A 12,996-nucleotide genomic window follows, 5' to 3' on the forward strand; every position below is an offset into this window, starting at 1 on the left:
GATTTTCGGTTATGTATGTTTCAAAAATAAATTGTAATAAATTAAGATTAGTAAAATAGGAATTTATAAAGAAGAAATAAAGGATTGAATATGCTTATTTAAGTTTGATCGCTATATGAAAGAGTATGAGACATAAATAGATATTCTTAAAATAAAAGGCTGGGACAGAATCTTGATATATTACTCCCTTATAGTTTCGATTTGTACATCGTCTAGTTTGAAAGGGCTATATCATATCGTGTCTCAGCCTTAAATTTCATATTTAATTATACTTGATATCGGATAATTAAATAATTTTAAAATCATTATTTTTACACTAATATTACAATTTTAGTTTTGTAATTGTAATTCGATTTCTTCTAAACTTTTACCACGCGTTTCCGGTAAGAATTTAACTACAAAAATGAGTGCTAATGCCCCTATAACTGCAAAAATCAAGAATACATATTGTACTTCTAACATATTAACAAGGATAGGAAATACTTGAGAAATAATAAGTGTTCCTATTTGTAATACTACAATAGCGATACCAGTAGCTGCACCTCGAGCGCGTGTAGGGAACATTTCTGGCAACATTACCCACATAATTGGCCCCCATGTTGCGCCAAAGAATAGTATAAATAACGATAAACAAATGATAATAATCCAAGCAACTTGAGTAATACCCATAGTAGCAATTGTAATTGTCATTATCAAAAGTGAAATAATCATCCCAATATTCCCAATTACAAGTAATTTTTTTCTATCAATTTTATCGATGATAACTATAGAGAGAATTGTTACCAAAACATTGACTATTCCTAAACCAACTGTTCCAAGTATAGAGCTTGAACTTCCTAATCCAGCTTTAGTTAGTATAAGTGGTGTATAATATATAATTGCGTTAATGCCTATGATTTGTTGGAAAAATGCAAATAAACAGCCAATGATAAGTACTGGACGTACCCATTTTGCTCTGAGTAATTTCCATGCGGATTCTGAGTTATGAATTACATTTTTCATATCGTTTATTTCTTTTTCAATCTCATGTTGTTTAAATGTTAAGCTCATGACGTGACGTGCTGCTGTTTCAGATTTGTTTTCTAATAGCCATCTCGGACTTTCAGGCATAAATATAACGCCGATTAATAATATGATAGCTGGTACAACTGCTAAGCCAATCATCCATCTCCAAGCTTCTGCATCAGCCAATAAAAAGTTTGTACAATAAGCTACTAATATACCAATAGTTATCATTAAAGGGTTTAATGCGGCTAAGGAACCTCTGAATTTTGTAGGGGCCATTTCAGAAAGATATACAGGTATAATAGCTGTTGAACTACCAACACCCAAACCTATAACAAGTCGTCCTATCACTAATAAATCGACACTATTTGCAACTGCCATTAATAAAGAACCAATAATGTAAATGATAGCAATAATAAATACAACTTTACGGCGCCCCAATTTGTCAGAAATCGGACCACTCAAGCCAGCGCCTATAATAGCACCGATTAGCATAGAAGATACAACTAATCCTTGGGTAAAGCTAGTAAGTGGAATATCATTATTAATAAATAGTAAAGCTCCTGAAATTACGCCATTATCATATCCATAGAGTAAACCGCCAAGTGCACCTAGTACAAAAATGAGTTTTTTATTAACTTTGAATTCCATTGTTATCCACACTTTCACTTGTTATATTGTCTATTAAATACACTTTCGTTTCATATGGACGTAATGTATTTTTTAGGATAGGTTCACCATAATTTCCAATTAACAATTTTTTATTTTCATTTTGTTCAATTCTATAATTAGTATTTATTTTTTCGTCTGTAAAATTACTTACAACATATAATTTACTTTCATTTAAAGTTCTCTCGAAAGCGAATATCTTGCTGTTGTTTCTATCTATTGCTTTAAAGCTGCCATAAACGATAATTTCATATTGCTTTCTTAATTGGATGAGTGCTTGATAATAATAAAATATAGAGTCGCTATCATTTAATGATGCTTCTACATTAATATTTTTATAATTTTCATTAACTACGAACCAAGGTGTACTGTCAGTAAATCCAGCATTTTTTGTTGAATCCCACTGCATAGGAGTGCGTGCATTGTCTCTAGAGGCAAAATGAATATATTTCATCATTTGCGAATTAGTTATAGAATTTTTATTTTCGACTAATTCTTTATATGCGTTTAATGTTTCAATATCTTCATATTGCTCAATATGATTTAAGTGAATGTTTGTCATACCGATTTCTTCACCTTGGTAAATATATGGTGTGCCTTGCAATAAATGTAATGTGGTAGCTAGCATTTTAGCCGAAAGTTTACGATATTCTGGTCGATCATCACCAAAGCGGGAAACACATCTTGGGTTATCGTGATTATTCCAATATAATGAGTTCCATCCAATACCTTGAAGTTTTTCTTGCCACTTAAATAAACTTTCTTTTAAATCTCTTAAATTTACTTTTTGATTATTCCATTTACCTCTAATAGGATCATAATCTAGTGACATATGTTCCCATTGGAAAATCATTTGTAATTCATTACGCTCAGAACCAGTGTATTTTAATGCTTCTTCAATCGGTACATTCACCATTTCTCCAACTGTCATTACGTCATATTTTGATAAAACCTCTTTATTCATTTCATTTATATAACGATGCGCATTAGGACCGTTTGCAATAAATGAAGCTGAATTTGGTTCAAGGTTTTGAGATATGTTAGGGTCATCAGGGATATTTGGATCTTTTGAAATCATATTTATAACATCCATTCTAAAGCCATCAACGCCTTTGTCTAACCAATAGCGCATCATATCATAAACTTCGGATCTTAGTTGTTCATTGTCCCAATTAAGATCAGGTTGTTTTTCTGAAAATAGGTGCAAATAGTACTGATTAGTTGTTTCATCGTATGTCCACGCAGGGCCATTAAAATAACTTTGCCAATTATTCGGATAATTACCATCGTCACCATCTTTCCAAATATAGTAATCTCTATAAGCATTATTCTTATCTTTTCTACTCTCAATAAACCATGCATGCTCGTCTGATGTATGATTAACTACTAAATCCATAATAATCTTTATATTTTTTTTGTGTGCTTCTTCTAATAATTGATTAAAATCATTCATATCTCCAAAATCATTCATGATTTTCTTGTAATTAGAAATATCATATCCATTATCATCGTTTGGAGATTCATAAATTGGGTTTAACCAAATAACATCAATACCAAGTTTGTCAAGATAATCTAATTTTTGTATGATACCTTGTAAATCTCCTATGCCATCATTGTTACTATCTTTAAAACTACGTGGATATATTTGATAAACAACTGCTTCTTTCCACCAATTTTTTTCCATAAAAAACATCCTTTCTATAAAGAGAAATTTTTACTCAAACGTTTGAGTAAAAATAATAATTAAAAATCTAAGTTAAAAACTTAGATTTTTAAATGTGCTTAATTGTTTCACCTTCTATTAAACTAAAAGGGATATAACTTGATTTAAGAGGTTTATAATTAGAAATGGTATTAATTAATGCTTTTGCACCTTCAAAACCAATGTTAAAGAAATCTTGTCTAACGCAATGTAAACGTGGGCGATACATTTGAGAGATGCTTGTCCCATCTATAGACATTACCGAAAAATCTTTAGGAATAGAAATATCAACAAGAGATAACCCATTTATTACACCTAGTGCTATTTCATCACTTGCAGCTAGTGTAGCGCTTACATTCATCTTTGTCAATTTATTTTTTGCACTGACGTAACCACTTTCATAGCTATAATCACCTTCAATGATCCATTTTTTATATCCTTTAATATTATAGTCTTGTAGGGCTTGTTGATATCCTTTAATTCGTTCTGATCCAATGTTTTTCTCGTCAAAATCAATACCAGTAAAAGCAATTTTTTGATGTCCTTTATTAATTAAATACTGTGTTCCTTTATAAGCCATTTGAAAATCGTTCGAAGCGATAAATGGAGCGTTATTTTTAGGGTTAACTGATAAATAGATATATGGAATATTCATGTTTTTTAAATATGTGAAATTACTTTCTTCTAAAGTCAATGAAATAATAATTATGCCAGACACTCTACGTTCAAAAAGTAGCGCTAAAGCTTTTTTTTGCCTTTCTGCATCTTGATAGCCAGCGTGTACCCATATAGCGCTAAAACCTTCTTCAGTAACTTGCTTTTCAATACCATTAATAATGTCACCAGAAAAATTAGTCGTTGCATCCATCATCATTACACCAATTACTTTTCCGTGTTGCTTAACAAGTTCTTCTGCAGCTAGATTCTTGTTATAACCTAGGTCTTCTGCTATACGCTTAATTTCTTTTTCAGTTTTAGAGCTATAACCACCAGCATTGGATAAAACTCTTGAAACTGTAGAAGGTGTTTTATTAGCTATTTTTGCAATATCTTTAATAGTTACCGACATTTTTGCCCCTTCGTTTCTTTAATAAATTTACAAAGCTCTATTAAAATCATTATATAATATATAGAAATATATTGAAACGGTACATATAAACCTAAGCTTTTTCTAGAAATAAAGAACGATTAACAAGAGGATTAACGAAATTGTGTAATATATTAATTAAAAAGTTGATTTCCTTTGGCTCATTGATTGGCAAATTGGCGCCGATATTCAGAAGCGCTGATTTCAAAATGTTTTGTGAAATTTTTAGAGAATAATAGTGGATCTTTGTAACCAATAAATATGATGGATAGTATTGCAATTAATAGAATATTAATAATTTTTTTATTCATTTTCTCCTTTGTTTGAAATATTTAAAATTTAGCAAATTAATTTTATCGAAATTTTATAGTTTTATCTACTACATTTTTTATTTTTTATTATTTTAGTTAACATCTATACTAATTTTTACATAAAATTGGTATGCCATAGAATTTAAATAAGAAAATGTATAAGTATATAGGGAAATAGTTAGAATAAAATACTTGGAGAAAAATAAAACGAAGTGCTAAAAAACACTTCGTAGAGAATACAGTGATTTAACAATGATTTTATTGAAATTATCTATAGTACTGTTTAATTGATTTTTGTAGTAATGAGAACGTTAAACGCTTAACAGAATTTTTATATCCAATCAACTTTCTATAGGAATAAAGAAGTTGGCATATTTATAATGATATACAATATTTGAATAATCAAAAGGTATACCAGTAGTAGTATAAAATGTTAATTCATGACGCATACATGGATCATTCGGATTAAGACTCAATTTTGGAGCTTCGCTTTCAGAAAGAAAATCAATATAAAAATAAATATCAGAAAAGCCAATATTAATTTTAAGTTGAGATTGAAGGTATTCAAAAATTGAACTTGCAGCAATTTGATTATCTAAATGATTAACTAAATCTGTATTAAAATAGGATGTTTCAATACATAGAGGATGGTCATCTAGATAACGAATACGTTCTACATAATAGACGTGAGTATTTTTATCTTTTAAACGTAAATGTTCTTTTACATTGTTATCTGGACGAATAAGTTGAAGCGTTAAAACTTTACTTGTAATTTGATGCTCGTGTAAATTATCTGAGAATCCTTTAGTTTTTAAAAGATTAATATATCCAGATTTCTTTTTATTACGTACATAGATACCACTACCTCTTGTTTGATAAATAGTTCCTTCCTTTTCTAATATTTCTAGTGCTTTAATAATAGTACTTTTACTTACTTGGTATTTTGCTTTCAACATTTCTACACTTGGAAGCTTATCACCGACAGCAAACTCGTTGTTTGAAATAGAATCATTAATTTCTTTAGCAATATGTTCATACTTTAACATGGCTTTGCGCTCCTCAAATATAATTTTCATATATTATAGCAAAATATATAATGCTTTAGTAAATTATACCGGTATAATTAAAGAAAAATATTTACAAATTGTACCGGTATAATTATAATTAAAAATGAAAAGGCTTTCATTAATGGATGGAAATTAATAAGAAGCCAATTGGGAGGGTTTGTTATGAGTGAAAAAGATAAACGATTGGCAAACGAAATTCTCGAAGCAGTAGGTGGAGAGGAAAATATTGTCAATTATACACATTGTGCAACGCGATTACGGATTGTTTTGAAACGTTCTGTACCTGATGCTAAGAAGAAAGTATCAGCATTAGATGGTGTAGTAACAGTTGTTGAAAATAATGGACAGTTTCAAGTAGTTATTGGTAATGCGGTTGCTAGCGTATATAAAGAATTTGAAGGATTGGTTGGTGAAGAAAATCAACAACCAACTGAGGATGAAAGTGAAAAAGGAACAATTATAAATCGTATTATTGCAACTATGTCAGCGGTGTTTGCTCCATTCATCTATGTGTTAGCAGCAGCCGGGATTTTGCAAGGGATTTTGATCGTAGCTAAGATATTTTTCCCAACATTTGAAAATACAGGAACTTATGAAGTCTTTAATTTTATTTCATGGGCACCATTTACATTTTTACCTATATTCATTGCCATTACAGCAGCAAAACATTTTAAAGTAAATACATATATTGCTGTAGCATGTTGTGCTGCATTAGTTAGTCCAGACTTAACAGATATTGTTGAAAAAATTAGTAGCGGTAAATCATTTACATTTATTGGTATTCCTCTAAGTGAAACAAGTTATACGTCATCTGTATTGCCACCGTTATTATTAGTATGGGTCTTGTCATATGTAGAGAAATATTTAAATAAGTATATTCATGAAGTAATCAGACCATTATTTGTACCATTTTTTAGTATTGTAATTATGGTTCCATTAACATTACTAATTATTGGTCCATTAGCTTCTGGAGCTGCGCATGGTATCGCTCATGGATTTAATTGGTTAGTAGCTGTAGCGCCATGGTTAGCTGGTTTATTAATTGGTGCATTTTGGCAAGTATTCGTTATTTTTGGTGTTCATTGGGGCATCACACCTATGGTTTTAGCAAACTTTGAACAGTATAAAAGCGATGCCTTCCAAGCCTTCCAAACAATTGCAGTTATTTCTCAATTTGGTGCAGTTATTGGTGTATTCTTTAAAACTAAAAATAAAGAACTAAAAAAAGTATCATTATCAGCTGGTATTACTGGTATCTTTGGTATTACAGAACCTTCAATATATGGAGTGAACTTACGTTTTAAAAAACCATTTATTATTGCATGTATTAGTGGGGGGATTGGCGCCTTAATTGCTAGTTTCTTTAAACCGAAATATTATGCATATGCTGGTTTACCTGGTCCAATTACTGTTGTAAATGGTTATAGTCCAGATAATCCAACATCTATATGGGGGATTCTGATTGGTTCAATAATTGCTATTATTCTACCTATTATTCTAATCCAAGTGTTTGGTTATGGGGAAGATACAACTGAACAAGTAGAAGATGAAGAAAGAAACAAAATAAACCAAGATACAATGACTTCTAATGATCATCTTGAAAGTGATATATATTCACCATTGAATGGTTCGATTGTTCCATTATCTAAGGTTAATGATCCTATATTTGCAGAAGAAATGATGGGTAAAGGACTAGCAATTCAACCTGAAAGTGATGAAGTAAGAGCTCCTATTGCTGGAACAGTTAGTATGGTAACGATCAGTAAGCACGCTATTGGAATTACGTCATCAGATGGTATTGAGCTTTTAATACACGTTGGTTTAGACACAGTTAAATTAAATGGTAAAGGCTTCGAGTTACTTGTTTCTGAAAATGAGAAAGTTGACGTAGGACAACCGATTTTAAAATTTGATGCAAACTATATTAAAGAACAAGGTTATGACATTACTACACCGATACTTATTACAAATAGTAGTGAATTTGAAGAAATCTTTGTAACTGATTCTCAAAACATAAAAGTGAAAGATAAGATGATTACTGTAATTAAAAAATAATAAATCAGAAAAGGAGTTTTAAATGATGTCTAAATTACCAAAAAATTTCTTATGGGGTGGCGCTTTAGCAGCCAATCAATTTGAGGGTGGCTATGATCAAGATGGCAAAGGATTAAGCGTCATTGATGTAATGACAGCGGGAGCTCATGGTAAAGCACGTGAAATTACAAAACATGTCGAAGAAAATAAGTATTACCCTAATCATGTTGGAATTGATTTTTATCATCGTTATAAAGAAGATGTAAAACTATTTAGTGAAATGGGTTTAAAATGTTTAAGAACATCAATCGCATGGACACGTATTTTTCCAAATGGAGACGAAAAAGAACCTAATGAAGCAGGTTTACAATTTTATGATGATTTATTTGATGAATTGTTGAAATATAATATTCAACCTGTAATTACACTTTCACATTTTGAAATGCCATTACATTTAGCACGTGAATATGGTGGCTTTAGAAATCGTAAAGTAGCAGACTTCTTTGCTCATTTTGCAGAAACGGTATTTAAACGTTATAAAGATAAAGTGAAGTATTGGATGACATTCAATGAAATTAATAACCAAATGGATATTAATAATCCAATTTTCTTATGGACGAATTCAGGTGTCTCTTTGACAGATGATGATAATAAAGAAGAAGTCTTATACCAAGTAGCACATAATGAATTAATCGCAAGTGCCAAGGCTGTTAAAATAGGTAAGAAAATTAATCCTGAATTTGAAATTGGTGCCATGATTTCACATGTACCAATTTATCCGTATAGTTGTAATCCAGAAGATATTATGGAAGCCGAAGTAGCAAGTCGAATGCGCTTTTTCTTCCCAGATGTGCATGTACGTGGTTACTATCCAGGTTATGCAAAGAAAATGTTTGAACGTGAAGGTTTAGATATTGGTTGGCAAGACGGAGATGAAGAAATTTTACGTGAGGGTAAAGTGGATTATATTGGTTTTAGTTATTATATGTCTACAGTAGTGAAACATGATAATGAAGTAAGCATAGATGATAATGTTGTTAACGGAGGATTACCAAATTCAGTAGACAATCCTTATATTAAAAAGAGTGATTGGGGTTGGGCTATTGATCCGGTAGGCTTACGATACACTCTGAATGCTTTATATAATCGTTATCAAATTCCGTTATTTATTGTTGAAAATGGTTTTGGTGCTGTAGATGAATTTGATGAAAATGGACATATTCATGATGACTATCGTATTGAATATTTACGTAAACATATTCAAGCTGCTAGCGAAGCAGTAGATAAAGACGGCGTAGACTTAATAGGTTATACACCTTGGGGTATTATTGATATCGTATCATTTACAACCGGTGAAATGAAAAAACGCTATGGATTAATTCATGTAGATCGTGACAACGAAGGAAATGGCTCATTAGAACGTACAAAAAAAGATTCATTTGATTGGTATCGTAAAGTTATTGAATCAAATGGTGAAGAATTATAATTTGGTTATATCAATGACTAATTAAATAGAAAAGACACCTTGTTATAGCTTTAATAAGGTGTTTTTCTATATAAAGTAAAAAAATATAAAAGAGGGGTATTATTTTTGAATTAATAGTAACAGATATGGATGGTACGTTTTTAAATTCATAAGGTAGTTTCAATCGTGAAAAATTTCAACGACTATTGATTAAATTGAAGAATAGAGGTATTCGTTTAGCCTTTTGTACTGGGAAACAAAATGAACGTGTAGATGCGATTGTTGAGGACTTAGCGAAAGATTTATTTATTATCGGAGACAGTGCTTCATGAATTAAAATTAATGGAGTGAATATCTATACTAAAACATTTAACAATCAACTTGGACTTGAAGTGATTGAAACAATTAAAGCTATTGATGTAATCTAGTGATTGTTGTTTGCACAGAAGGTATGGCTTATGCTGAGCAACATATTTCCGAAAAAGAACGAGACATGGTTTTGGGTTCATATGAGAAAATAACTTTTGTAAAAGATTTAATACGATTGATCAGGATATTTTAAAAGTTACTATTTTTGATTCACAAGGTCAGTGTTTCGAACATGTTAAAGGTTTAAGTAAATACGAAGACAATCTCTATATCATAGCTGCAGAAGAGAATTGGATAGATATCACACATAAAGACGTTGATAAAGGAAAAACAATTCGTTTTTTACAAAATTTATTAAATATCAGTAGTGAACAAACGATTGTATTTGGTGATGGTTTAAATGATATTCCTTTATTTAGGCATGCACGATACAAAGTTGCTATGGACAACGCGTATCCAGAACTTAAAAGTAAAGCAAATTTAAGTTCAATTAATAATGATAGAGATGGCGTAATAGAAACATGAATACATTACTTATAAATGACGATAATAATAGTGATTGAAACAATACGTAATTAACTTTTATACGATAAACCGCATCATAAAGGGATTTTGAACGTATCAGAACATATGAGGTTTATAAGAATTACTGTTATGTTTTTTGAACACATCAATAAACAAAAAAGGTATGCACTATGTAAAATATTTATTAAATGATATAAAGCGAGGATACATAAATGATTTTTAAATAGATATGTATCCAATAATATAAAAAGGGACTATAAGCTATATCTAATTACTTATAGTCCTTCTTCATTAGTATAAATATTAAGAAAGGTGTATATCTTTGTAACCTTCATTTACATTAATAATGTTGTGATAACCTTTGTGCTCTAAAATACCAATAGCTATAGAACTTCTAATGCCAGACTGACAGTGTACATAAATAACATCGTTTTTATTGAAAGGTAAATCTGTTTCTAAAAGTTTGCCGTGTGGTACATGAACCGCTTGAGATAAGTGGCCATTATTCCATTCATTATCATTACGTACATCCAATATATGTGATTCGTTACCTGTAATATCCTCGCTATGAATGGAACGTGTTTGAATCTTAGATTGAGATAATTGATATCCAGCAACATCATCGTATCCAATGAGTTGTAAGGTGTGTGTTGCTTTTGAAACAAGGTGATAGTCTCCAATCAAGTTAATTTCTTGATCATAGTTTAGATACCAGCCAATTTGATTGATGAAATTTTTATCATATGGAATATTGATTGTACCTTCAATATGTCCACCATGATAAGCCTCCTTACTGCGGAGATCAAAAGTTAATCTGTTTGTATTTGTAGCTGGATAAACCGTATAAGGTTGATATAAATTCATACCGAATTGATTAATTTTTTTCATTTGTGCAAAATGATGTGGTGGTGCAGGTTGGTCAGAAATGAGTTTATCGATAAAGGTAGCTTCGTTATTTTCAGAAAAAGCCCAGTTCGTTTGTTTTTCATAGCCAAGAGTAGATGTTGGAATAGCACCTAAAGATTTACCACAAGGACTACCAGCGCCATGGCCAGGCCAAATTTGAATGTAATCTGGCAAGTCTTTAATACTTTCAATCGATTTAAATATTTGTTTAGCGCCTATTTCAGATGATCCTTCTACTTTAACCGCTTTTTCTAGTAAATCAGGTCTACCGATATCTCCTACAAAAATAAAATCACCACTGAATAGTCCCATTGGAACTTGTGCTCCAGCACCTTCGTCAGTAAGTAAAAAACTTATACTTTCTGGCGTGTGACCCGGTGTATGAAGCACTTTTAATTTTATATTTCCTACATAAATATCGTCATTATGTTGAACAAAATGAGTATGGTTAGGCATATTTTTATAACCTAATGTGTCATCACTCTCACCCGATACATAAATATTAGCATTTAACTTTATAGCAACATCTCTAATTCCTGAAGCAAAATCTGCATGTATATGTGTTTCAGCTGCATGAGTAATGGTTAAACCTTCTTCATCAGCAACTCGAATATATGAAGATAAGTCACGAATAGGATCAATAATCATGGCTTCTCCAGTTTTTTGACAACCGATTAAATAAGATGCTTGAGATAAATGTTTATCATAAAATTGTTTAAAAAACATAATATCATTCCTTTCTAATTATATAAATAAATTGTGATTAGCTTGTTCTGTATATCCAATATATGCACCTACGCCACCGTATTCTACATCATCGCGTAATTCTTCTTTTGTAATGCCCATCACATCCATACTCATTGTACAAGCGATAAGTTTAACACCTTGCTCAACCGCTTGATCAATAAGAGAAGGTAAAGTATCGACATTTTTCTTTTTCATGACATAACGCATCATTAGATTGCCTAAACCAAACATATTCATTTTAGAAATAGGCATGTTAATTGGTGAATTTGGAAGCATGAAGTCAAAAAGTTTTGCAATACCTTTTTTCTTAATGCGTTGACTTTGAATTTTTTTAAGTGCATTTAAGCCCCAAAATGTGCAAAAGATGGTTACATCTCTACCTGCAGCTTTAGCACCATTAGCAATAATCATTGCTGCAACTGCTTTATCTAGCTCGCCGCTAAATAAAACAATCGTTGTTCCACTTTTCGTGTGTGTCACTTCTATATTTTTATTTTCTTCTTTTTGAATAATAGCGCGAATTTCATTACCAGAATCATTGAGTCTAACAAGTGTATGTCCAGTTTGTTTGACCCAACTGTTAATATCATTTAAAAATCCGTGATCAGTCACAACAACTTCTATTTGATCACCAATAGCGATGTTTTTGATTTCTTTACTAATATTAACAATAGGTCCTGGACATTGTAGATTACTATAATTGAACATCTTACGATTATCTTTAATTTCTCTATCTTCTTTTACTTTAGATAAATTATCATTATGATGTTGTTGTTCGTATGCGGTATAACCTCCGTCTAAATTCACCACATCGTATCCGCGTTGTGCAAGAAATTGACTGGCTTTTCTACTTCTATTACCACTTTTACAATAGATATAGTAAGTTTTATTTTTGCTTTGTTTAAAAGTCTCTATATTTTCAACTGAATGTAATAAAGCATTTTTAATGTGTCCTAATTCAAATTCTTCAGGCTGTCGAACGTCAATTAATTGACCCTTAGAACCCAATTCTTGTAATTCTTTTTTAGTGAAATCATTAATGTGTTTCGTTTTATATTGTGACATAATTACCTCCTTTTAAATACCTATGGGGGTATATTATAACGAAT

At 30.9% G+C, this 12,996-nt stretch carries 8 protein-coding genes and 1 pseudogene; 3 read left to right on the forward strand and 6 right to left on the reverse strand.

Features of this window, described 5'->3' with window-relative positions; all coding sequences use genetic code 11:
* Positions 1-330 precede the first annotated feature (330 nt).
* The 4 genes from MHI13_RS00210 to MHI13_RS00225 form a co-directional block, all read right to left on the reverse strand.
* On the reverse strand, positions 331-1,656 hold the full coding sequence (locus MHI13_RS00210) for a sugar porter family MFS transporter (RefSeq protein ID WP_011274416.1): 1,326 nt from the start codon (positions 1,654-1,656) through the stop codon (positions 331-333).
* Positions 1,640-3,358: a glycoside hydrolase family 13 protein gene (locus tag MHI13_RS00215; RefSeq protein WP_011274417.1), complete on the reverse strand. Its 1,719-nt coding sequence runs from the start codon at positions 3,356-3,358 to the stop codon at positions 1,640-1,642. The genes MHI13_RS00210 and MHI13_RS00215 overlap by 17 nt, the downstream gene beginning before the upstream one ends.
* Positions 3,359-3,446: 88 nt before the next feature.
* A complete protein-coding gene (locus MHI13_RS00220; protein WP_049394528.1) occupies positions 3,447-4,445 on the reverse strand; it encodes a substrate-binding domain-containing protein in 999 nt (332 codons plus the stop codon).
* A 670-nt stretch (positions 4,446-5,115) separates the two neighbouring features.
* Positions 5,116-5,820 (reverse strand): GntR family transcriptional regulator, encoded by a 705-nt coding sequence (locus MHI13_RS00225; protein ID WP_049437935.1) that lies wholly within the window; start codon positions 5,818-5,820, stop codon positions 5,116-5,118.
* Between the two features lie 183 nt (positions 5,821-6,003).
* On the opposite strand from MHI13_RS00225, the gene MHI13_RS00230 reads away from it, so the two are divergent.
* From MHI13_RS00230 to MHI13_RS00240, 3 genes and pseudogenes are all read left to right on the forward strand, one after another.
* Positions 6,004-7,896, forward strand: coding sequence for a beta-glucoside-specific PTS transporter subunit IIABC (locus tag MHI13_RS00230; protein ID WP_145423097.1), 1,893 nt, complete (start codon positions 6,004-6,006; stop codon positions 7,894-7,896).
* A 25-nt stretch (positions 7,897-7,921) separates the two neighbouring features.
* Entirely contained in the window at positions 7,922-9,361 is a 1,440-nt protein-coding gene (locus MHI13_RS00235; RefSeq protein WP_070548244.1) for a 6-phospho-beta-glucosidase, read from the forward strand.
* 101 nt (positions 9,362-9,462) lie between these two features.
* Positions 9,463-10,272 (forward strand): annotated as a pseudogene (locus tag MHI13_RS00240) (Cof-type HAD-IIB family hydrolase).
* 265 nt (positions 10,273-10,537) lie between these two features.
* Here the strand turns inward: MHI13_RS00240 and cstB are convergent.
* Together cstB and MHI13_RS00250 are read right to left on the reverse strand one after the other, a co-directional pair.
* Positions 10,538-11,866: a persulfide dioxygenase-sulfurtransferase CstB gene (gene cstB, locus MHI13_RS00245; protein WP_145423099.1), complete on the reverse strand. Its 1,329-nt coding sequence runs from the start codon at positions 11,864-11,866 to the stop codon at positions 10,538-10,540.
* Between the two features lie 18 nt (positions 11,867-11,884).
* On the reverse strand, positions 11,885-12,952 hold the full coding sequence (locus MHI13_RS00250; protein ID WP_070443575.1) for a DsrE/DsrF/DrsH-like family protein: 1,068 nt from the start codon (positions 12,950-12,952) through the stop codon (positions 11,885-11,887).
* Between the last annotated feature and the right edge of the window lie 44 nt (positions 12,953-12,996).

Source organism: Staphylococcus sp. FSL K6-0223, from assembly GCF_038008285.1.

What these genes read in the sequence shown, in the direction of transcription:
- MHI13_RS00210 (WP_011274416.1), bottom strand. Translation starts at nt 1,656, where the DNA reads ATGGAATTCAAAGTTAATAAAAAACTCATTTTTGTACTAGGTGCACTT.
- MHI13_RS00235 (WP_070548244.1), top strand. Translation starts at nt 7,922, where the DNA reads ATGTCTAAATTACCAAAAAATTTCTTATGGGGTGGCGCTTTAGCAGCC.
- MHI13_RS00225 (WP_049437935.1), bottom strand. Translation starts at nt 5,820, where the DNA reads ATGTTAAAGTATGAACATATTGCTAAAGAAATTAATGATTCTATTTCA.
- MHI13_RS00220 (WP_049394528.1), bottom strand. Translation starts at nt 4,445, where the DNA reads ATGTCGGTAACTATTAAAGATATTGCAAAAATAGCTAATAAAACACCT.
- cstB (WP_145423099.1), bottom strand. Translation starts at nt 11,866, where the DNA reads ATGTTTTTTAAACAATTTTATGATAAACATTTATCTCAAGCATCTTAT.
- MHI13_RS00250 (WP_070443575.1), bottom strand. Translation starts at nt 12,952, where the DNA reads ATGTCACAATATAAAACGAAACACATTAATGATTTCACTAAAAAAGAA.
- MHI13_RS00230 (WP_145423097.1), top strand. Translation starts at nt 6,004, where the DNA reads ATGAGTGAAAAAGATAAACGATTGGCAAACGAAATTCTCGAAGCAGTA.
- MHI13_RS00215 (WP_011274417.1), bottom strand. Translation starts at nt 3,358, where the DNA reads ATGGAAAAAAATTGGTGGAAAGAAGCAGTTGTTTATCAAATATATCCA.